Origin of the sequence: Aureimonas sp. AU22 (genome assembly GCF_001463745.1) — a bacterium.
Taxonomy (GTDB): Bacteria; Pseudomonadota; Alphaproteobacteria; order Rhizobiales; family Rhizobiaceae; genus Aureimonas.
Genome location: NZ_BBWJ01000018.1, coordinates 24,833 through 44,821, shown reverse-complemented (window position 1 = coordinate 44,821; position 19,989 = coordinate 24,833). Strand labels below are relative to the sequence as shown.

The 19,989-nt window shown below is 67.1% G+C and carries 17 protein-coding genes; 6 read left to right on the top strand and 11 right to left on the bottom strand.

The genetic code is table 11. From position 1 onward, the window contains the following. Nucleotides 1–11: 11 nt before the first annotated feature. Complete coding sequence (locus AUL34_RS07225) at nt 12–884, top strand: carbohydrate ABC transporter permease (protein WP_061932696.1); 873 nt, start codon at nt 12–14, stop codon at nt 882–884. Further along, the gene (locus tag AUL34_RS07220) at nt 884–1,780 is read left to right on the top strand and encodes a carbohydrate ABC transporter permease (protein ID WP_061932694.1); all 897 of its coding nucleotides are present in this window, start codon (nt 884–886) and stop codon (nt 1,778–1,780) included. The genes AUL34_RS07225 and AUL34_RS07220 overlap by 1 nt, the downstream gene beginning before the upstream one ends. Here the strand turns inward: AUL34_RS07220 and AUL34_RS07215 are convergent. The 9 genes from AUL34_RS07215 to AUL34_RS07175 all read right to left on the bottom strand — a co-directional run bounded on the left by AUL34_RS07215 (nt 1,777) and on the right by AUL34_RS07175 (nt 12,383). Further along, the gene (locus AUL34_RS07215; protein ID WP_061932691.1) at nt 1,777–3,303 is read right to left on the bottom strand and encodes a YcaO-like family protein; all 1,527 of its coding nucleotides are present in this window, start codon (nt 3,301–3,303) and stop codon (nt 1,777–1,779) included. The genes AUL34_RS07220 and AUL34_RS07215 overlap by 4 nt on opposite strands. Before the next feature lie 157 nt (nt 3,304–3,460). Then, a complete protein-coding gene (locus tag AUL34_RS07210) occupies nt 3,461–4,576 on the bottom strand; it encodes a lysylphosphatidylglycerol synthase transmembrane domain-containing protein (protein ID WP_082653218.1) in 1,116 nt (371 codons plus the stop codon). Between the two features lie 17 nt (nt 4,577–4,593). After that, nucleotides 4,594–6,054, bottom strand: coding sequence for a GMC family oxidoreductase (locus AUL34_RS07205; RefSeq protein WP_061932687.1), 1,461 nt, complete (start codon nt 6,052–6,054; stop codon nt 4,594–4,596). Beyond that, the gene (locus tag AUL34_RS07200; RefSeq protein WP_061932685.1) at nt 6,035–6,403 is read right to left on the bottom strand and encodes a hypothetical protein; all 369 of its coding nucleotides are present in this window, start codon (nt 6,401–6,403) and stop codon (nt 6,035–6,037) included. The genes AUL34_RS07205 and AUL34_RS07200 overlap by 20 nt, the downstream gene beginning before the upstream one ends. Then, nucleotides 6,387–7,151, bottom strand: a complete 765-nt coding sequence (locus AUL34_RS07195) for an HAD family hydrolase (protein WP_061932684.1) — start codon at nt 7,149–7,151, stop codon at nt 6,387–6,389. Before AUL34_RS07195 ends, AUL34_RS07200 begins: the two co-directional genes overlap by 17 nt. Then, a complete protein-coding gene (locus AUL34_RS07190) occupies nt 7,148–8,176 on the bottom strand; it encodes a UbiA family prenyltransferase (protein ID WP_244492477.1) in 1,029 nt (342 codons plus the stop codon). Before AUL34_RS07190 ends, AUL34_RS07195 begins: the two co-directional genes overlap by 4 nt. 23 nt (nt 8,177–8,199) lie before the next feature. After that, nucleotides 8,200–9,774, bottom strand: a complete 1,575-nt coding sequence (locus AUL34_RS07185) for a glycosyltransferase family 39 protein (protein WP_061932682.1) — start codon at nt 9,772–9,774, stop codon at nt 8,200–8,202. Beyond that, the gene (locus AUL34_RS07180) at nt 9,761–11,275 is read right to left on the bottom strand and encodes an aspartate aminotransferase family protein (RefSeq protein WP_061932681.1); all 1,515 of its coding nucleotides are present in this window, start codon (nt 11,273–11,275) and stop codon (nt 9,761–9,763) included. The genes AUL34_RS07185 and AUL34_RS07180 overlap by 14 nt, the downstream gene beginning before the upstream one ends. A 205-nt stretch (nt 11,276–11,480) precedes the next feature. After that, nucleotides 11,481–12,383 carry a DMT family transporter gene (locus AUL34_RS07175; protein ID WP_061932769.1) on the bottom strand — a complete coding sequence of 301 codons (903 nt, stop codon included), beginning with the start codon at nt 12,381–12,383 and terminating at the stop codon, nt 11,481–11,483. Between the two features lie 172 nt (nt 12,384–12,555). Here AUL34_RS07175 and AUL34_RS07170 point away from each other — a divergent pair, with 172 nt between their 5' ends. Beyond that, nucleotides 12,556–13,707 carry a Xaa-Pro peptidase family protein gene (locus tag AUL34_RS07170; protein WP_061932680.1) on the top strand — a complete coding sequence of 384 codons (1,152 nt, stop codon included), beginning with the start codon at nt 12,556–12,558 and terminating at the stop codon, nt 13,705–13,707. Between the two features lie 78 nt (nt 13,708–13,785). Here the strand turns inward: AUL34_RS07170 and AUL34_RS07165 are convergent, their stop codons facing one another. After that, nucleotides 13,786–15,567: a monovalent cation:proton antiporter-2 (CPA2) family protein gene (locus AUL34_RS07165; protein ID WP_061932679.1), complete on the bottom strand. Its 1,782-nt coding sequence runs from the start codon at nt 15,565–15,567 to the stop codon at nt 13,786–13,788. A gap of 174 nt (nt 15,568–15,741) precedes the next feature. Further along, complete coding sequence (gene zwf / locus AUL34_RS07160; RefSeq protein WP_061932677.1) at nt 15,742–17,259, bottom strand: glucose-6-phosphate dehydrogenase; 1,518 nt, start codon at nt 17,257–17,259, stop codon at nt 15,742–15,744. 217 nt (nt 17,260–17,476) lie between these two features. On the opposite strand from zwf, the gene AUL34_RS07155 reads away from it, so the two are divergent. The 3 genes from AUL34_RS07155 to AUL34_RS07145 all read left to right on the top strand — a co-directional run bounded on the left by AUL34_RS07155 (nt 17,477) and on the right by AUL34_RS07145 (nt 19,983). Further along, nucleotides 17,477–17,869 carry a DUF2946 family protein gene (locus AUL34_RS07155; protein ID WP_061932675.1) on the top strand — a complete coding sequence of 131 codons (393 nt, stop codon included), beginning with the start codon at nt 17,477–17,479 and terminating at the stop codon, nt 17,867–17,869. Between the two features lie 144 nt (nt 17,870–18,013). Then, the gene (locus AUL34_RS07150; RefSeq protein ID WP_061932673.1) at nt 18,014–19,378 is read left to right on the top strand and encodes a PepSY domain-containing protein; all 1,365 of its coding nucleotides are present in this window, start codon (nt 18,014–18,016) and stop codon (nt 19,376–19,378) included. Nucleotides 19,379–19,473: 95 nt separating this feature from the next. Continuing rightward, on the top strand, nt 19,474–19,983 hold the full coding sequence (locus tag AUL34_RS07145; RefSeq protein WP_061932671.1) for a copper chaperone PCu(A)C: 510 nt from the start codon (nt 19,474–19,476) through the stop codon (nt 19,981–19,983). The last annotated feature ends 6 nt before the right edge of the window (nt 19,984–19,989 follow it).

Sequence of the window (19,989 nt, the reverse complement as noted above, 5' to 3'; positions counted from 1 at the left end):
CACCGAGCCGCATGACGCTGGGCAAACGGCTCGCACCGTACCTGTTTCTAGCGCCGACCCTCGTTCTGGGGACGGCGTTCTTCGTCTTGCCTCTGCTTCTCTCGCTCGGGCTCAGCTTCGCCACCTGGAACTCGCTGGCTCCTCCGCGTTTCGTCGGGCTGGCGAACTATCGCTATCTCCTGACGCGCGATCCCCTCTTCTACGCGTCCTTGCGCAACACCGCCGCGTTCGTGGGCGCGACGATCGCCGTCGGCGTACCGCTGGCGCTTGGCCTTGCGCTCGCCTTTCGCCACAGTCGTTTCAAACGCCTCTGGCGCAGCGCCTTCTGGCTTCCGACCGTCACCAATGTCGTGGCGATCGCCTATATCTGGCAGTTCCTGCTGGCCGACCCCTACGGGCTCGTCAACCGGCTCCTGGCGGGCCTCGGCATCGCCGGGCCGGCCTGGCTCGCCGATCCCGCCTTCGCGATGTCGGCGCTCGTCGTCGTCTTCGTCTGGTTCCATGTCGGGCAGGACATGATGCTGCTCGCATCCGGTCTCGACGGCATCGACGAGGCCTGCGAGGAGGCGGCGGAGATGGACGGTGCGGGACCGCTGCGCGTGTTCTGGTACATCACGCTGCCACTTTTGAAGCCGACGATCCTGCTGGTGGTGATGACCAACATGATCAAGGGCGTCGGCTATTTCGCTCTGATGCTAGTGCTGACCGGCGGGGGGCCGGTCAACACGACCAATGTCGCCGCGCTCCACCTCTATACGATGGCCTTCGCCGACCTGCGCCTCGGGCTCGCGTCGGCCGGCGCCTACATCCTGCTCGCGATCGTGTTCGCCGTCGCGCTCCTCCAGCTGAGGTTGATGCGACGGGGCGGGCTGGAAGCGTGGTGATGCCAAACAAGTTGCCGACGCGCCGGCGCTCGCCTTGGCGTGTCGCCGCCGTCGCGACGCTTACCCTCGGCGCGCTTCTGATGACGGTGCCGTTCATCGACCTCCTGCTCGGCGCGCTGCGCACGCCGGCCGAGCGGCTGATGCGCCCGCCGCCCTACTTTCCCGCAACCCCGGTCTGGAGCAACTTCACCGACGTCTTCGAACGCTATCCGCTGGCGCTGTGGATCTTCAACAGCGTGGTCGTCACGGTCTCGATCACGCTCCTGCAGGTCGCCACCAGCGTCACGGCAGGCTATGCGCTCGCGAAGTTCCGCTTCCGGGGACGGGATACGATCCTTCGCTTCGTGATCGTCGCCCAGCTCTTTCCGTTCTTCCTGTTCCTGATCCCCCTGGTCTTCATCCTGCGCTACTGGCCGCTGATGGGTGGCAACGACCTTCTCGGCCAGGGTGGAACAGGCTTGCTCGGGACCTATGCCGCGCTGATCCTTCCGTTCTCCGTCTCGTGGTACGGCGTCTTCCTGATGCGACAGTTCATGATCGGCGTGCCGGACGATCTCCTGGAGGCCGCCCGCATGGACGGGGCGGGCGAATGGCGCATCCTCTGGTCCATCGTCCTGCCCATCGTGCGGCCGGCCGCGGCGACGCTGGCGCTCTTCGTATTCGTCTACCACTGGAACGAGGTCGCCTGGACGCTCACGGTCACGCAGAGCGCACCCGACCTGCAGACCGCGCCGATCGGCATCTACATGGTGCGCGGGGCGTTCGACACGGAAAGCCAGCTTTCGCTGCAGCAGGCGATGATCCTCGTCACCATCGCCCCGGTGATCGTCGCCTTCCTCATGCTGCAGCGGTTCTACGTCAGCGCGCTGACCGGAACCGCTCGCCGGGTCGGCTAGCGAGTGGCCGGCTGTTCCAGGCTCCAGGCGACGTGGAGAGCTTCCGGCTCGCGATACAGCGGATAGAGCGGCCCGACCGCGCGATCCACCGCCGCCGTGTCGAGAAGCGGCTGACGTCCGCCGAGGCGTTCCAGTGCTTCCGGCGTCAGTCGCACCGGGCGCAATGTCTCGCTTTCCCCGCCGAAACGCACGAGATCGCTTCCCGCCTCGATCAGACGGCGCGTGTTGCGCTCCCCGATCCGATAGTAGCTCATCGTCTCGACCTCGAGACCGGGCACGATGACCTTGGCGACGCCGACGCTTCCGTCGCGCGGCGAGCCGTCGACGACGAGAACGTCGAAGCCGGCCGCTTCCAGCGCTTCGGCCGCAAAGCGCCCGCGCTCGCGGCTCGTGGGAAGCGGCGTCGCGGGAAGTTCGCGGAACGGCTTGGTGGACCGGCGGGCGTAGACCGAGCCGTCCAGCGCGGTCTTCAGGCTATCGGCTTCACGCGTCGACCAATCGCGCATGGTGGTGAAGGCACGGCTCTCGCCGCCCACGAGGCTCGGCATCGCCTGGTCGAGGAAGTCCTCGATGAAGCCTGCCGGGGCGACGCTCCGCGCTTCGCTCATGGGTCCGTGTGCGTAGCTCTTGCGAACGCGCGCCGAGCAGAACTCCAAGAGCGCCTTGCGCAGCGCCGTGGCGCGATCGGGATCGCAGGCCTCGCCGCAGGCCGACAGCATGATCGGCGTGCGGGGCCCGAAGCCCGGCCGATCGAAGCCGATGACGTAGACGTTCGCCAGCCCGAACTCGTCGCTGGCGAACTTCGCGATGACCTCGATCCCGACGGCATCGAGGTGTTGCAGAAGCCCGCGCGTCTGGTCGTCGAGATCCGCCGGATCGATGTCGAGGACGATCCCCTTGTCGAGAGCGCGGAACCCGAGGCCGTTGCCGTCTCGCTGGAGGAGCTCGAGGATGCCATGGCCCATGGCCCACTCGAGATCGGGGCCTGCGCCCAGTCCATTGGTGATCAGCGTGGTGAACGGCTGGTAGCCCGCGGGAAGCTCGAAATAATCCGTCGCCGCCACATCCATGGGCACCAGCACGGGCTCGCCCGTCCGCCGCCGCCGCGCTTCGATCCAGGCGAGCGGCGTGTCGTGCGTCACCGGGCTTCCGGCCGGAAGGCAAAGCGTCAGCGGATCGACGATCGCGCCCTCGCCTCGCTCCGCGCGCAAGGCGAGATAGCTGTCGATCCAGCGCGGCTCGTCCATCAGGCGCAGCGTCGGCAGGATGGCTTCGGCGATCTCCGCGAAGGCGCCGATCAGCGCCGTGTCGTCGTCGAAGCCGTAGCCGTAGCCGGACGGCAGGTTGCCGGGGAGAGCCGCGGCGTCGTCGAGGAACAGGGCGACCTTCCAGGCACGAACGCCGGTCCGATCCAGACCGTGCAACGGAAACCCGACGAAGCGGCCCTTCGGTAACGCGTCGCGATAGGCGCGTGCGGCTTCGGGCAGGACCGGAAGGCCGGTCATGTGTCTGGATGCTTCCATGGAAAACTGCGCGTCCCTTGGCCTTGCGGCGCCACGAACGCCCCGCCCTCATCCGACAAACTGGGACGGTCGAAGGGGCTGTCGACAAGTCGCCAAGACAGGCGATGATTGGCCGCACGTCCCGGTCCGATCCCTCCGTGAGGGAACCGACGCGAACTTAACCCTGCTCCGGGCGGGCGAGAGGGACCACCTGCCCTTTCGATACGTTTGCACCGAGCAAAAGCCAGCCGATGCCGAAAAGCGCTGTCGGGAGCCAGATGACGAGGTGGGCGAGGAGCAGGACGGCAGCGGCCATGTTCTCGTCCACGGCGCCGAGTTTGAACGCCTGCAGCCCGAAGAACTCGAATGTGCCGAAATGACCGGGAAGGCTTGGCACCATCGTGCCGAGCGTGCTGAACGAGAAAGCCAGAAGCGGTTTGAGCCAGGCGCCGACATCGCCTCCGAGGCTGACCCAAGCCCCGATCATGGCGACGCTCTCCAGAAGCCATAGACCAAGCGAAAGGACGGCGAGCGACCCAACGTGACGCCATGATCTCACGCTGCCGATGGCTTGCGCGCTCACCTGGAGAAACGCAACCGGGCGATCCAGGAAGGCGATGCGGAAACGCCGGGACAGGTACCCAAGGGCTCTCGCGAGCAACGACGGGCCGAACAGAAGACACAACCCGCCGACGAGGGAGACCGCGAGAGCGAGTAGGAGCACCTGCACGAGGAGCGTCGCCTCGGGCACGTCCACCCACGCGAGGCAGAGGCCGCACAGGATCACGATCGTGAGGAGATCGAAGACGCGCTCCATGATCATGGTTCCGGCCAAGGTGCCGACCGGAATCACGAAGCGACGGCTGAACCAGAGGATCCGGAACCCGTCGCCGATCCGCAGGGGAAGAATGTCGCTTACGCCGAAGCTCGCGATGTAGGGGCCAACCGAGCGACGAAGCGGAACAGGTTGCCCCATCGCCAACCGCAACATCCAGGAGAACCGAGCGGCGCGCAGAACGAAGTCGAGAACGAAGGCGCACAAGCCCACCACCACCGGGAGGACGGAGGCCTTCGCAAGCAGGTCGTAGACCGCGTCGAGATCGACCGTTCGAAGAACCAGCGCCGTGAAGACGGCGCCGAGCAGCAATCCCAGCCCGACACGCAGGCCGGACGCCGCGTGACGATCGAGGAACAGGCGGACGCGGGAACGCAGCGATATCGGGACGGCCGGAAGCGCACTGAGCTCACCAGGGGAAAAGTGAACCGGGGCAGCAGGCGGTCGAACGTCGCTCATGACCCGTCCTCGCTCTCCTAGTGCCGCAAACCGCGCTCGAGAGCGTGGATCGCATTTCGATGGGCGATTGCCATCACGGTTCCCTGCGGATTGACGCTGGTCGGCCCGCAGAGCAGCGAAGCGTCGGCGATGTGAAGGTCGTCCACATCGCGGACGGCGCCGAACGAGTCGGTGGCGCATCGGCGTTCGTTTTCGCCCATCGGGCAGGACGAGAAGACGTGGACCGACGTCAGGCTGCCGTCGGCCCCGGCGAACACGTCGGGAAGGCCGCAAAGATCCAGCGGAGAGCGCAGCACGGGGTATCCGGCGACCGCGGGATAAAGCGCGAGCGCGCCAGCCGCGAATAGCGCTTCGGCCAACAGCCGGAAGGCGCGGGCGAGGTCGATCCGGTCCTGGGTCGAATGGCGGACGCGGACCAGGGGATCGCGCATGAACGGCAGGTTGCGCACGCTCGCCCGCCCGCCCGTGGTCTGGGCATAGTAGATGCCCATCCGCCGCCAGTTCGCGTCCACGTAGGCGGAATCGTCCCCGAGATGGGCGGTGGCGAGCTTCAGCATCGGTCGGCGCGTGACTGAGCAGCCCATGCCGATGGTGGGCTCGAACTCCTTGACCTGATGCACCGGATCGAGGTCGCCGGGACGGTTCACCTCGTCGGGAAACTCCGCCACGATCTTCACCATGGGGTGAAAGCGCAGGCTGTCGCCGATGTTGCGACCGATGCCGGCGCGACGAAGCAATGCCGGGGTCTGGACGGCCCCGCAGGCGACGAAGACCGTGTTCGCGACGATCTCGACGGATCGTTCCGCGCCGTCGTCCGTGTGTTGCCGCGCGTGAGCATGCCACCGTCCCCCCGAGCGGGACATGCGTTCGACGCGGGTTCGCGTGATCAGCTGCCCTCCCCTGGACTGGAAGCGCGGCACAAACGTCTCGGTCATCGTCTGGCGATCGCGCCCCCTCGTCTCCGCACCGTAGCGGACCAGGCGCTGGGCGACCGTCGCCTCCCATCCCAAACGCGACGCACCGTCGCCGAGCTTCGCGGACACGCGCGACACCCCCTCCGGAGGAGCTTCCACCCGGGCGACGCTTTCGCAGGCTTCGAAATGCGGCCGCAGCACTTCGGACGAAAGGCGATCGACGCCGAACTCGCGGCTCCACTCATCCAGCACGTAGTCCGGTGTGCGATGGTACAGGCCGCGATTGACCTCGCTGCCACCTCCCACGCACCGCCCTTCGACATAAGCGACGCTCAGCGGTCCGTGAGCGAGCCCGATGCCGGCGTTGCGATACTTCTGCAGGATCTCCTCGCGGGAGAAATGCGGGGCGGAGTGGATCGAAAGGTCCGCGCCTTCCTCCAGAACCAGGACATCCTTCCCGGCATCCGCTAGCACGGTCGCGGTCACGCACCCGCCAGGCCCCGATCCGATGACGAGGACGTCGGTCGATAGCTTGCGGGGCGGATCATCGAACCGCGGCGGCATCCTCGCCCCCGTGAAGATCCGAGGAGACGCAGAAGGTGCCGAACGTCACGAAGAAGGCAATGAAGCTCGGGGCGAACGGAACCGCGGTCCTCGACCAGGCATCGACGAGCCGAGCGCGAGCGCCGAGCGGCAAACGGTGGAACGGCTTGGCGTGGAACAAGAGCGCGGACGCGTCGAAGACGATGGTGAGGATGCGGAACGCGATCCGGAGGTAGTCGGGCATCTGGCGCAGGACCTCGCGCAGGAAGCGCGCCACATCATCGACCTGCGAGTCCGTCGGTGCGCCAAGTTCGCGCCGCGCGACGACTTCGGCGATGGCGCCGACGCAACGGTCAAAGCTCGCGAGCATGGTACGCGGCACCGGCGTGGGCGGCAGGTGGACTGCCCCAGGCGGCCGAAGCGGAACCGAGATCGCACCCGAGGGCTGCGAAGACGTCCGAGCGGTACGACCGAAAGGTCGCGCAGCGTGGGTGCCGCAGCCGCGACCGGATGAGCGCGGGAACCTGGGCCCGTGCGGCAGCCAGCCAATCGCGTTCGAACCGGTCCCCGATGAACAGGGCGCGTTGGGCCAACGTTCCCGTCACGGAAAGTATGTGCCGCACCCCTGCCGGATGCGGCTTCAGGCGACGCACGTTCGGATCGCAAGCCGAGACGGTCAGGTCGGACTTGAGGCCGAGCGCGTCGAGCTTGGCCTCGGCGGGGTGATCCGACAAGACCGCGATGCCGCGTCCGGAACGCCGCAACGCTTCGAAGAGCCGTTCCACGCCCGCATAGCGAGAGGACGCGAGATGGCGCAACGGGCGACGATCCATCCATTCCGCGACAACCTTGCGCACGAGCTCGGGCGTTGCGTCGACGTCCGCCGCCACATCGACGAACTGGCTTTCGACGAACGTCTCGCTCTCCATCTCGGCGAGCCGTTCGCGGTGGCGGCGGTACGATCGCACGATGCGAAGATCGCGCGCCCCCCCGCCGGCCAGAGCGCTTCCGGCCATTTCCAGCGCCATCCGCAGACGCAGCCGCGACTGGTCGTAGAGCGTCCCGTCGACGTCGAAGATCACCAGATCGACCGCGCGCCAGTCCACGGACGTGTTCATTTGTGCTGACCGTTGGTTTGCGCGCGATAGTCCTGGATGTCGACGGGGATGAAGTCCCGCTTCAGCACCTTGTAGAGGAAGGGCATGTCGAGGAAGGACATCGTGACCATGGCGAGCACGGCGAGGCTCAGCGAGCCGACCAGCCTGCGGGACCGGAACATGCGCTCCGGCCGCTGAGCGATGGAGTTGCGGCGGAGCGAAAGCCAGAGGTAGGACGCGAAGAGGATCGCGATGAAGGGAAGCGCGAAGACGTATTCCATCCGGTAGCGGATCAGGAACACGGCGATGAAGAAGGCCGACATCATCGCGTACAGGAAGCACGAGACGGTGAGGTTTTCCGCGGTGTAATGCTGGAACGACCGGCGGTAGCGGACCAGGGTCTCGACGCCCGCCCGAGCCGAGATGTCGCGGTACTCGGAGAGGCGCTTGGCCGCCATCAGGAAGGCGCCGCCCGCCCAATACGCCAGCAGCAGGCTCATCGGCGGTATGGTGGTGGTCTCGATCATCGTCCAGCCCAGCATCAGCCGGATCGGATTGTTGGCCGACTCGGATATGACGTCGATGAACGGGCGATCCTTGGTCCGGATCGGTCTAACGTTGTAGAGCACGCCGGAGCAGAGAAAGAGCACCGAGGTATAGAAAAACGCCGGCGTCACGAAGGATGCGAGAAGGAGCCCGACGACCGCGAAGAGCGCGTACTCGCAATAGACGAGGGTCGGCGAGAGCACCCACTGGACGGACGTCCGGTTCTGCTTGTTGGGATGGAAGGCGTCGAACTCGCGATCCAGCCACTCGTTGATGACGTAATTCGCCGACGCGATCGCGATCGCGCTGAGGAACCCCGTCAGAATTTCCGCGATGGCGTAGTTCAGCGTGGGCTCGCGCAGAGCGTAGGCGATGATGATGCCGGGGATGATGAAGACATGCTTCGTGGCATGGTCGAAGCGCGCGATCGCGAGGTATTCACGCAGCGAACCACGCGCGGTCCGCAAACTCGCTTGTGACTGCATAATACCGTTCGGCATCGTCCACTCCCGATGGTTCGTCGTCAGGTCTGAGGCATGCTGGCAGTCGGTTTCAGCCGGTAGATACGCCCGTCTTCTTGCTCGCTGACGAGCGTCAGTGGCAGGGCCGCGACGAGTTCGTCCTCCCGCGCCTGATAGAAACGCCAGTCGATCTGGTCGAAGAAGACCACGTAGCTATCCGGCTGCTGCAGAGCGGCCCGGAGTTCGTCGATCTGGAGATCCCAGGGTCGCTCGGGGTCCGGAAGGCCGGTCCGCAGTTCGAAATGGTTCGGAATGAGCTGCGACGGCCGCCGGATGAGGTAGGCGACCGCATCCTGCCCGTTCGTGAAGAGCTGGGCGTTCGGCGGCAGGGCGGCGACAGCGGCGACCGTCGGCGACTGGCGCCAGTTCACGGACGCGTATCCCACACCCGAACGATAGGCGTCCGCCGATCGCATGGCCGTGCGCAGCATGTGGCTCGGCAGAACGGCCGCCGCGACGGCGAGCAGTCCGACCAGCACGGTGGCCGGGCGGCGACTGCCGATGTCGATACGAGCCGCGACGATCGACGTCAGCATCACGGCCGCGACATAGGCCGGGAATGCATAGCGGCCGTTCAGCGCCAGATTGGCCTCGACGGAGGTCGCCAGAACCATGAACGCCAGGTAGCCGACGATGAAGAAGGCCAGCAGCGCTGCAAGGTCCGCACCGGTGTCGGCACCGGACTGCGGGGATGCGCTCGCCAACTTGCGGATCTCGCGCAACGCGAGGACGGCAACGGTCGCGGCCACCACGACGAGAAGAGCGACGCGCAGCACGAACGGCACCTCATCGGGCAGCAGCCAGGCCGTCAGCGCTTCGAGGCTGTCGTGCCACTCCTTCGGCCCCATGTTCCCGTGGAAGCGCAGCTCGCGGCCGATGGAATGCCCTTCCGTCGTCTGGCTGAACGCAGCCCAACCGAAGAACACGGCTCCGCTGACGCCCGCGAACAAGGCGATGTCGGAGATGCGTCGGCGGAGGGGAAGTCGCGCGTCCAGCAGCAGGAAGAGCGCGACCGCAGCACCGAGAGCCGGCGCGGTGAACCGCGCTAGTGCAGCGAGTCCCAGCGCGAGCGCGCAGGCGACGAGCAGCGCCGGGCTGCGCGCCTCCAGATACAGGAGGAACAGCAGCATGGTGAGAAGCAACAGGAACAGGAACGGCGGCTCCGACATCGCCAAGGCATGCAGCGTGACGAACTGCGGTGAGACTACGGCCAGTGCGGTGCCGAGCGAGGAGAGCCAGACGCTGCGGGTTCCCCGGAAGATGAGATGCCAGATCAGCGCCGTATTGGCGCAGACGAACAGGAGCCCCAGCACCTCGGCGGCACCGTCGATCGACAGCCCGAACAGTACCCGCAGGTTCAGGAGCCAGGGGTAGAGGGGAGCGTCGTAGGGGATGACGCTGAGGCCCATGTAGCGCGTGCTGTCGACATAGACCCCGATGCCGTGGCGGGTGTTCACCAGGAACAGCACAGCCGACAGGAGAACGAGAACGATCGGCCAGACGCGCGCCGGCGTATGTCGCGCGAGCGCTGCCCCGCTGACGGGCTTGAAGAATCGGCTCGTCTCATGCACCGACATCACGCCGCTCCGGTTGCCTGTCGCGCAGATCGCCAAAGACGCGTCGGATATTCTTGCCGACGAAGTTGACCGTGGCGTCGGCGATCCCGCGCGTCAGCACGTCGTCGAGGGCGGACACCAGCTTGTCGATCTCCTCTTCCTTCACCGTAAAGGGCGGCATGAAATGGAGAAGGTCGCGCGCGCCCGGCTGGAAGTGCACGAGGAGTTCGTGGCGTTCGAGAAGCTCCCGCGTCAGCGAACCGATCAGAACCGTCTGATAGGTCCGGAAAAGCGGATTGCTCGACACGTCGACCAGCTTCGACGCCATGTCCTGACGAAAGTTCAGGCGAAGGGCCTGGAACAAGCCACGTCCCCGGACCTCCAGGATGCAGGACGGATGTTTGTCCCGCAGCGCGTGGAGCCTGTCCGACAGATAGGCGCCCATCGCTTCGGCGCGCTCGATCAACCGTTCGTCCTGCAGGATGTTGAGCGTTTCGATCGCGACGGCGCAGCTTTCGCCCAGCCCGCTGAAGCTCGAACTGTGCAGGGTGCAGTCCTTCTTGTTGCCGTAGGCGCGGTCGAACAGCGCCTGCGACGTGACCATGGCCGCGACTTCGCGCTTGCCCCCACCGAGCGTCTTGGCCATCGTGACGATGTCGGGGATGGCGCCCTCCTCGTGCTGGAAGGCGCAGAAACGGCCGCTTCGGCCCATCCCCACCTTGATCTCGTCGAAGATCGAAAGGATCTCGTTCTGCCGGCAGAGCTGGACGAACTCCCGGAGATAACCCGGCGGAAGCAGCTCGCAGGTCGTACCGTGCACGGTTTCGACGATCGCGCCGATGATGTCGTTGCGACCCCGCTCGTCGGTGGCCTCCTTGATGGCGGCTCGGAGCGAACCGAGATCGCCATAGGTCGCGTAAATGACGTTCTCCTTGGGAACCCCGAGCAGGAAACCCGTCTGGACGTCGGTGGCCGTGGTGAGCGAGAGGGCGCCGTGCGTCTTCCCGTGGAAAGCGCCCCGCATGCAGAGAAACTTCTTCTTGCCTTTCGGCGTCTGCACGCGCTCGGCCAGCTTCATCGCCGCCTCGTTCGCCTCGGCACCGGAAACCGCCAGAAACGAGACCTGCAGCGGGTCGGGAAGGAACTGGGCGATGTTGTAGGCAAGCGCGCCCTGCAGCTTGTGCGGCGCCAGCTTGATGCAGTCGATGACCTTCAGCTCGTGGCAGCGGCGCTCGGCGGCGATGATCCGCGGGTGATTGTGGCCAAGGCCCAGGACGCCCAGACCACCGGAAAAGTCGAGGAGCGTGCGGCCGTCGTTCAGCCAGATCTCGGTCCCCTGCGCGCCCCGGATGTCCAGGTCCTTGAGGCCGAGAATGTCGAAGAGCTGGAGCATGTGCCGGTTGAGGTGCTGCGCAAACAGCCCGTTGGCCTCATCGGCCGACAAGGCCAGCGATGCTTCGAGACTGAGGATGCCCCCCGCCTCGTCCAGCCGCTCCTGCCGTTCAACGCTCACAACTGCCATGGCCCTCTCCGACGCTCGCCTGGACGGAGATTGGCAGGTTTCAGGGGGTCGCGAGCCGCACATCGGGAGTAAGCCGAATAGCGAAGAAGGCGTAGGGCGATTCACCTCCGCGCGACAGGATTCGTCCCGCCGCTGCGCTTGACGGCGGCGCCAACCGGATCGGCGCGACGAACCTATCCGATTCCCGGACGCAAGGTGGGGCGATCTATGCCGTGCGTTGCCGGCGTTTCGGCAGCGTCATGGCGACGACGCTGACGACCACGAGCGCCAAACCCATCCAGGCCGTCGACTGCGGCGTCTCGCCCAGGAAGAGCATGCCGATGCCGACACCGATCGGCACCCGGAGGTAGGCCTGTGCGGTGGTACCCACCGAGCCGAGGCGCTTCAGAAGCGTGAAGTAAAGGACGAAGGCAAGCGCAGTGGAGAAGACCGAAAGCGCCAGCAGCGCGAGAACGGAGGCGAGCGACGGGTCGATCGTCCAGGGCCGGTCGACCACTAGACTGACCGGCACGAGAATCGCAGCGCCGAACAGGAGCGAGCCGGCCGCCGGCATCATGGGATCGAGATCGCGGAAGGTGCGCCCGAACGTGACGGCCGCCCCATAGGCCACGGCTGCGAAGACGATGGCGAGTTGCGCCGCGAGCTGGCCGCGTTGGCCGCCGAGGGCGGCCGGTCCGACCACAAGGCAGATGCCCAGAAGCCCCGCTGCCACACCGAGCGCCTTGGCGCCCGTCACGGCCTCGTGCCGCGTGATGCCCCAGTTGATCAGGAAGGCGAAGACCGGCGTCAGCGAGTTCAGGATCGTGGCCAGTCCCGCATCCACATATTGCGTGCCCCAGGCGACGAGCACGAACGGGACGACCGAGTTGAGGCAGGCCTGGACGAAGAAGCGCCCGAGATTGCGCCGATCCGTCGGCAGCCGAAGGCCCCGCAAACGCAGGATCAGGAGGATCAGCGACCCGGCGATGAGCGTGCGGGTGGCGATCAACGTGATCGGCGGGATCGTCTCGACGCCGATCTTGATGAACGTATAGGCCGCCCCCCAGAGCGTCGCGAGCGCCACGAGCAGACCGATGCTGACGGCAAGGCGTGGCTGCGTTTCCACCATGGAAGCTCTCGGGCGATGGGACGGAAGGGCGTGACGTCGCGCGTCGTCGCACCCTTCCTGATCGAAGGGCAGGTTCCTGGCAAGCGCCGAAGGCGGCCCGTCGCGCCCCACCTTGCGGATCGCGCCAAGCCACGGCATCTGTGCCGCCACGACGCAGCCGAGGGAGCCCCACATGTCAGTCCTGCCCACATGGGATCATCCCGTACCCCGCATCGCGGACGCCGAACGGATGGACCGGCTCGATCGTCTCAGGGACGCGCTCGATCGGCAAAACGTCTCGGCGCTCCTCCTCGGCTCGACGGAGAGCCTGCGCTATTTCACGGGCCTCGTGTGGCACGGCAGCGAGCGTCTCTGCGGCGCGCTGGTGACGCGCGACCGGCTTCTCTACATCGTGCCGGCCTTCGAATGCTCCCGCGTCGAAACGCTGCCACGGCTGCCGGGAGACATCGTTCCCTGGCAGGAGGAGCAGGATCCCGCAGCGCTGGTCGCAGACCTCCTCGGCCCGCACGGCGTGCTCGCCCTCGACGAGCAACTCCCGCTCTTCCAGTACCATCGACTGGCGCAGGCTCTGGGCCCCGATCGGCTTCGCGATGGCGGGCCCATCGTCTCGCGCCTCCGCATGCGCAAGTCGCCGGCAGAGATCGCGCTGATCCGGCATGCCATGGGCCTCACCCTCGGCATCCATGAGCGCGTACGCGGCGACATGCGCGCCGGCATGAAGGCCTCCGAGGTCGTCGCCTTCATCGACGCGGAGCACCGCCGGCTCGGCGCCGACGATGGTTCGACCTTCGCGATCGTTTCCTTCGGCGCCGCCACCGCCCTGCCCCACGGTGCGGACGGCGAGCAGACGCTGAGGGACGGCGACGTGATCCTCGTCGATACCGGTTGCCGGCTCGACGGCTACCATTCCGACCTGACGCGCACCTACGTGCTCGGCGAGCCCTCGCCCGAGGTCGAGCGCATCTGGCGCATCGAGCGCGAGGCACAGGACGCCGTCTTCGATGCCGCGCGTCTCGGAGCGCCGTGTTCCGCGTTGGACGACGCCGCCCGCGCCGTGCTCGCGCGCCACGGACTTGGTCCGGACTACCGTATGCCCGGCCTGCCGCATCGCGCCGGCCATGGCCTCGGCCTCGAGATCCACGAGGCGCCGTACATCGTGCGCGGCAACGACACCGCGCTCGAGCCGGGCATGGTCTTCTCGGTGGAGCCGATGATCGTCGTGCCGGACCGCTTCGGCATTCGCCTGGAAGACCACGTCCACATGACGGAAAGCGGCCCGGAATGGTTCACCAAGCCGGACCGCCATCCCTCCGCCGTTCGTTGAGCCGACGAGGGGTAGCGCCCAGGCTACGTGCCGCAAGCCTTGCTGACACGGCCCCGGCGGCGATCCCGCCGAGTGTCGTCAGGCCGTGTGCCGTGTTTTCGCGCGCGCCTGCGTGGTCAGGGGTTCGGGCACGGGCGCCGTGTGCAGGCGGTCGCGTCCCGACATGATGTCGCCCTGGACCTGCTCCGTCAGACGCTGCTGGTCGCGGGCGCGGATGTCCTCCAGGGCTTCCTCGACGATGGTCTCGTCGAACCCGAGCTGGCGAAGACCCTCGGCGCCCATCTGAAGGGCGGACTCCACCGTCTCGCGGATCTCGAAATCGACGCCCGAGCGGATCAGTTCGATCGCATGCCCACGGTCGAAACTGCGAGCCAGCACCTTGGCGTTGGGGAACTCGCTCATCGCGAGCGAGGCAACCGTGCTGACCGTCTTGCGGTCCGCCGCGCAGACGATGATCGCCTGCGCCTCCGCGGCACCGGACGTTCGCAGGATATCGAGACGGGTGCCGTCGCCGTAGTAGACGGTGAACCCGAAACGCTGCGCCTCGCGAATGCGGTCGGGATCGTTCTCGATCACCGAAACCTTCACCCCGCGCGAGAGGAGAAGCTGCACGGCGATCTGTCCGAAGCGACCGAAGCCGACCACCAGCACCTGCCCGTGCAGATCCTGCGCGTGCTCGACGCCGTCCATCGAGACCGCCTCGCCCTTGAGAAGGCGATCCGCCGCGATCAGGATCAGGGGCGTGATCGCCATCGACAGGATCACGACGGTGGAGAAGACCGCGTTCTCGCGTCCGTCGATCACGCCGCTGGTGGTTGCCGAGGTGTAGAGCACGAAGGCGAACTCGCCGCCCTGCGCGAACATCGCCGTGCGATGCAAAGCTCCACGGTTCGAGCTGCCCCAGAGGCGCGCGACGCCATAGACGGCGATCGACTTCACCACGACGTAGGCGACCAGGAGCCCGATCAGAAGCGGCCACTCGCGGGCGACGACGGAGAGGTCGAGCGACATGCCGACCGCCAGGAAGAAAAGGCCCATCAGGAGCCCGCGGAAAGGCTCGATGTCGGCTTCGATCTGGTGCCGGTAGCTCGAACCCGACAGCATCACACCGGCGAGGAAGGCGCCCATCGCCATGGAGAGCCCGACCGCTTGCATGAGGAGCGCTGAGCCGAGCACGACAAGAAGCGCTCCCGCCGTCAGCACCTCCCGGGTCCGCGCCCGCGCCAGCAACGCGAAGAACGGGCCGAGGAGCCAACGACCGACCACGAGCAGCGCGGCGATGCCGCCGAGCGCCAGCAGAAGCGCCTTCAGCCCTCCCTCGCCCGCCTCCAGCGGCGACAGGAAAGCCACGATCGCCAGGAGTGGGACGATCAGGAGGTCCTCGAAAAGGAGAATGGAGACCGACTGCCGCCCCTCGGGCGACCCGATCTCCCCGCGCTCCTGCAGGGTCGACATGATGACCGCCGTGGACGACAGGACAAACCCCGCCCCCGCGATGAAGGCCGTGGTCGGCGAAAGCCCGAACAGGACGAAGCCGGCCAGCGTCAGAAGGGCGATTGCGGCGAGCACCTGGGCGAGGCCCAGCCCGAAGATCTGGCCACGCATCGCCCAGAGCTTCGGCGGCCGGAGTTCCAGACCGATCACGAACAGGAACATGACGACGCCGAGTTCGGCGAAGTGCAGGATCGTTTCCGGATCGTCGAAGAGGCCGAGCACCGACGGACCGACCAGCGCGCCGGCGGTGAAGTAGCCGAGGACGGAGCCGAGGCCGAGACGACGGAACAGAGGCACCGCCACGACGGCCGCCGCCATCAAGGTCACCATCGGCCCGATGGCTTCGCCGACGCCTTCCACAGCCATGTCCTGCTCTCCGCGCGCTGTTGCCGCCTTCGGACCTAACGTCCCCGGCGATTCGATGCGAGGTGCCGTTCGGCAAGGGTGAACATATCAGCGTGAAAGCGCCGCAAGAACCTCGGCGGATGGCATAGTGCCGCCGCTGCTATAACTGCAGCATACGGTTCGGACAGGGCTGCGTCAGCCCGACGCTCCGGCACCCGTGCGACGCTTGAAGCGCTCGTTCGGCGGCGTCTGCAGCGGTGCCCAGGCGCGACCGTCGCGCGCCAGGAGCGCGTCGGCGCCGCTCGGCCCCGCGCTGCCGGCGGCGTAGAGTTCGGGATCGCCGGTCTTCCAGGCGTCGAGCGCGGGCTCCACCGCAGCCCAAGGCGCTTCGATCGCGTCCGCCCGCTGGAACAGCGAAGCGTCTCCCATCATGCAGGCGTAGAGCAACGACTCGTAGCCGATGTTGGGAACGTGCTCGAAGAAGTCGTCGTGCCGAAACGCTTCGGCGACCGGTGCCAAGGCCATCCCGGGCCCCGGCGCCTTGATCTGAAACTCGGTGCGCAGCCCCTTGTCGCCGTCGATATGCAGCGTCAGCCGGTTGGGCTCCGGCGACGCCCCGAAGATCGCGTGTGCGGACGCCTTGAACTGCAGGACGATCTCCGTGCGGTGCGCCGCCAACCGCTTTCCGGTGCGCAGATAGAACGGCACGCCCGCCCAGCGAGGCGTGTCGATGTCGAGCTTCAGCGCGGCGTAGGTCTCGGTCCGGCTCTGCGGATCGACCCCGGGCTCCTGCCGATATCCGACCCGGGCCTCGTCGTTGAGCGAACCGGCGGCGTACTGGCCGCGAACCACGTCCTCGGGCTGCACCGGCCTGACGGCCGACAGGACGGCGCCCTTCGCGTCGCGCACCGCCCGCTCGCCGAGATCCGCCGGCGGCTCCATCGCGACCATGGCCATGACCTGGAACAGGTGGTTCGGCACCATATCGCGCAGGGCGCCCGCCCGCTCGTAGAAGCTGCCGCGCCCCTCCACGCCGAGCACCTCCGCGGCGGTGATCTGCACGTGATCGAGATGCTCCGCCGACCAGAGCGGTTCGAAGATGCGGTTGGCGAAACGCAGCGCCATGATCGCCTGAACCGTTTCCTTGCCGAGGAAATGGTCGATCCGGTAGATCTGGTCCTCCCGCGCCAGGGACAGAAGCTTCGCGTCCAGCGCGCGCGCGGAAGCGAGGTCGTCGCCGAACGGCTTCTCGACGACCAGGCGCCGGAACGCGCCGCCGGTTTCCCGCAGCAGACCCGCCCTGCCCAGCCCCTCCGCGATCGGCGTGAAGAAGCGTCCGGCGACGGCGCAGTAGAAGATCGCGCTGCCATCGATGCGCTTCGACAAGGCGTCGAACGTACCGTCCTGCGTGACGTCGCCCCGGAGGAAGCTCAAGCGTCCCGCGAGGTCCTGCCAGATGTCCTCGCGGATCGTGCCCGCGTTGAACTCCGCCGCCGGATCGGCTGCCATGTCGTGCAAGGCCTCCTTCAGCCTCCCGCGCCAGCTTTCGTCGGTGAGTTCGGCGCGATCGACGCCGACGATGCGGAACCGGGGATCGAGAACACCGGACACGGCAAGATCGTAGATGGACGGGATCAGCAGCCGCTTCACGAGATCACCCGCGGCTCCGAACAGAACGAGCGTGCAGGCTGGCGCCATGGCGGGTGCGGTCATGTCGTGTCCTCAACTGAGCGAAGCGGGAACCTCGGGAATGCGCTCTTCGTCGCATATTCACGCGAACGGACGAAGGACGGGGGAAGCGATACGGGCGTCGTATCGGGCCGGAAGCGTCGTTTTCCCCAGCCGCAGATACGCCACGTGGGCAATGCGTCCAAGTTCCTTCCGCTCCGCGCGCGTGGTATCGAACGGCGGAAGCCTTTGGGAAGGACGCATGGTGGCGAAGCGGCGCACGGATTGGAGCGGATGGACGGCGCGTCTCGTCGGGCTTCTGTTCGCCGTCCAGGCCGGGCTGCTCGCCTTTTCGCAGGGCGTCTCGGCCGATACCCTACGCCGCGATCAATTCGGCAACGTCCTCTGCCTGGCCAGCACCGAAACGGGGCATGGCAGGACGCACCGAACCTCCGACAGCCACGACGACATGATGGCGTGCTGTTCGATCGGTTGCAGCATGTTCGCGGGGGTCGCGTCGTCTCCCCCGACCCCGGAGGAACTGGCCGACACGTTCGTCGCGAGCCTGCCTCGGCGCTTCGTCTCCTACGCCCATCTCCTCACCACCGTTCCGAAATCTCCAAGAAGCACGCGCGGACCACCGGTCGCCGCCTGAAGACGGCTTCCCGCCACGAGACGTCGTGCGCAGCGCCCCGGCCCACGGAGGGTTCCGTCGGAACGCCGGGGCCGGACCCTGCACGGCGTTCTCGGCCTCGACCTCACGGGTCGTTGCGACTTCCATTCGGTTTTGGAACCTCCCATGTCGGACCTCACTCTCGACAGGCCTGGACGCGCCGCGCGTTCCGGTTCGTCGATCGATCTCTATCGCGCCGTCTGGCGCTGGCACTTCTACGCCGGACTGTTCGTCCTGCCGTTTCTCGCCACCCTCTCGATCACCGGAGGGCTCTACCTGTTTCGCGACGAGATCGAAGCGGTCGTCCATGCGGACCTCAAGCGCGTCGCCGTTCAGGACGGCGTGCCGCTGGCCAAGCCATCCGCCATGGCGGATGCCGCCCTCGCTGCTCAACCGGGAACGGCCGTCAAGTTCACCGACCCCATCGACCCCGGCGCCTCGGCCGAAGTGACCGTGCGCACGGCGACAGGCGAGCGGCGCGCGGTCTACGTCGATCCGTACGATGGCCAGGTGCTCGGTTCGCTGCCGGACCGTGGCACCATCATGTGGACCATCCGCGAACTCCACAGCCTGAAGTTCTTCGGAACGTTCGCCCGGGCGGCCGTCGAGATCGCCGCGGGTTGGTCGATCCTGCTGGTCGCGACGGGCATCTATCTCTGGTGGCCTCGCGGCCAGACGGGCGGCGTCGTCACCGTCCGCGGAACGCCGGCTCGCCGGGTCTTCTGGCGCGACGCCCATGCGGTCACCGGCCTTTTCGTCGGCGGCTTCCTCGTGTTTCTCGCCGTCACCGGCATGCCCTGGTCGCAGGTCTGGGGTGGGCAGGTGAACCAATGGGCGAACGGCTCGAACTTCGGCTATCCCGCGGGCGTGCGGACCGATATTCCGATGTCGAGCCGGACACTCAGCGGCGAAGGGCCGACGAGCTGGTCGATGCAACAGGCGCAGATGCCGACATCCGCCCCCTCGGCACGCGCGCCGGTCGGCCTCGATGCAGCGGTCGCCCGCTTCGACCAACTCGGCCTCCATCGCGGCTACGCCGTCAATATCCCGGCGACGCCGACCGGCGTCTACACGGGCTCGGTCTATCCCGATGAGGTCGCCGGCCAGCGCGTGGTCCATCTCGACCAGTATACCGGCGAGCCGCTTCTCGACATGCGCTACGCCGATTATGGACCGCTGGGACGGGCACTCGAGTGGGGCATCAGCGTCCACCTCGGTCAGCAGTTCGGCCTCGCCAACCAGATCGTCCTGCTCCTCGTCTGCATCGGCAACGTCGTGCTGGCGATCTCGGCCGGCGTGATGTGGTGGAAGCGGCGCCCGGGCCGCTCGATGGGCGTGCCGCCGCTGCCGAAGGACCCCCGGGTGTTTCGCGGGCTGCTCGCCCTACTGGCGGTCGGCGGCGTGCTGTTTCCCCTGGTTGGCGCGTCCCTCTTGACGATGCTGCTGCTCGACGTCGTCGCCCGCCGGCTGCGTCCGCGGATGGCGCCATGACGATCGATCCCGCCCCATCCGTCCTGCCGAGCGTCCTGTGGGCGCTGGGTCTGCCATGCCCTCGACCTTTCCGTCCCCCCGTTTGGAAACAACTGATGATCCGCTCGCCACGTTTTTCCGGTCGCCTGGCCGGCGCCATTCTCTCAAGCATCCTTGCGGCGGCCCTCCTCGCCCCGGCCCCCTCGTCCGCCCACGAGTATAAGATCGGCGCCATCGAGATCGGGCATCCCTGGAGCCGCGCCATGCCCACCGGCGCGCGCACGGGCGCCGGGTACCTCGTGCTGAGCAACAAGGGGACGGAGAGCGATCGGCTGGTCGCCATCTCGTCGCCGGTGGCCGAACAGGTTCAGATCCACGACATGGCAATCAAGGACGGCGTGATGACGATGCGCCGGATCGAGGACGGTCTGCCGATTCCCGCCGGCGCGGAGGCAAGGCTGGCGCCGGGCGGCCTGCACCTCATGCTCCTCGGGGTGAAGCAGCCTTTCCAGGAGGGCCAGATGGTGCCGCTCGAGCTGACCTTCGAGAAGGCGGGAGCCGTGGAAGTGCAGTTGAAGGTCGACGCCATGGGTGCGAAAGGCGAGCATTCCGCTCATGCGCAGTAGCGTCCG

Excerpts from the sequence above, each read along its gene's own strand:
- AUL34_RS07225 (WP_061932696.1), top strand. The coding sequence starts at position 12 with ATGACGCTGGGCAAACGGCTCGCACCGTACCTGTTTCTAGCGCCGACC.
- AUL34_RS07220 (WP_061932694.1), top strand. The coding sequence starts at position 884 with ATGCCAAACAAGTTGCCGACGCGCCGGCGCTCGCCTTGGCGTGTCGCC.
- AUL34_RS07215 (WP_061932691.1), bottom strand. The coding sequence starts at position 3,303 with ATGGAAGCATCCAGACACATGACCGGCCTTCCGGTCCTGCCCGAAGCC.
- AUL34_RS07210 (WP_082653218.1), bottom strand. The coding sequence starts at position 4,576 with ATGAGCGACGTTCGACCGCCTGCTGCCCCGGTTCACTTTTCCCCTGGT.
- AUL34_RS07205 (WP_061932687.1), bottom strand. The coding sequence starts at position 6,054 with ATGCCGCCGCGGTTCGATGATCCGCCCCGCAAGCTATCGACCGACGTC.
- AUL34_RS07200 (WP_061932685.1), bottom strand. The coding sequence starts at position 6,403 with ATGCTCGCGAGCTTTGACCGTTGCGTCGGCGCCATCGCCGAAGTCGTC.
- AUL34_RS07195 (WP_061932684.1), bottom strand. The coding sequence starts at position 7,151 with ATGAACACGTCCGTGGACTGGCGCGCGGTCGATCTGGTGATCTTCGAC.
- AUL34_RS07190 (WP_244492477.1), bottom strand. The coding sequence starts at position 8,176 with ATGCCGAACGGTATTATGCAGTCACAAGCGAGTTTGCGGACCGCGCGT.
- AUL34_RS07185 (WP_061932682.1), bottom strand. The coding sequence starts at position 9,774 with ATGTCGGTGCATGAGACGAGCCGATTCTTCAAGCCCGTCAGCGGGGCA.
- AUL34_RS07180 (WP_061932681.1), bottom strand. The coding sequence starts at position 11,275 with ATGGCAGTTGTGAGCGTTGAACGGCAGGAGCGGCTGGACGAGGCGGGG.
- AUL34_RS07175 (WP_061932769.1), bottom strand. The coding sequence starts at position 12,383 with ATGGTGGAAACGCAGCCACGCCTTGCCGTCAGCATCGGTCTGCTCGTG.
- AUL34_RS07170 (WP_061932680.1), top strand. The coding sequence starts at position 12,556 with ATGTCAGTCCTGCCCACATGGGATCATCCCGTACCCCGCATCGCGGAC.
- AUL34_RS07165 (WP_061932679.1), bottom strand. The coding sequence starts at position 15,567 with ATGGCTGTGGAAGGCGTCGGCGAAGCCATCGGGCCGATGGTGACCTTG.
- zwf (WP_061932677.1), bottom strand. The coding sequence starts at position 17,259 with ATGACCGCACCCGCCATGGCGCCAGCCTGCACGCTCGTTCTGTTCGGA.
- AUL34_RS07155 (WP_061932675.1), top strand. The coding sequence starts at position 17,477 with ATGGTGGCGAAGCGGCGCACGGATTGGAGCGGATGGACGGCGCGTCTC.
- AUL34_RS07150 (WP_061932673.1), top strand. The coding sequence starts at position 18,014 with ATGTCGGACCTCACTCTCGACAGGCCTGGACGCGCCGCGCGTTCCGGT.
- AUL34_RS07145 (WP_061932671.1), top strand. The coding sequence starts at position 19,474 with ATGATCCGCTCGCCACGTTTTTCCGGTCGCCTGGCCGGCGCCATTCTC.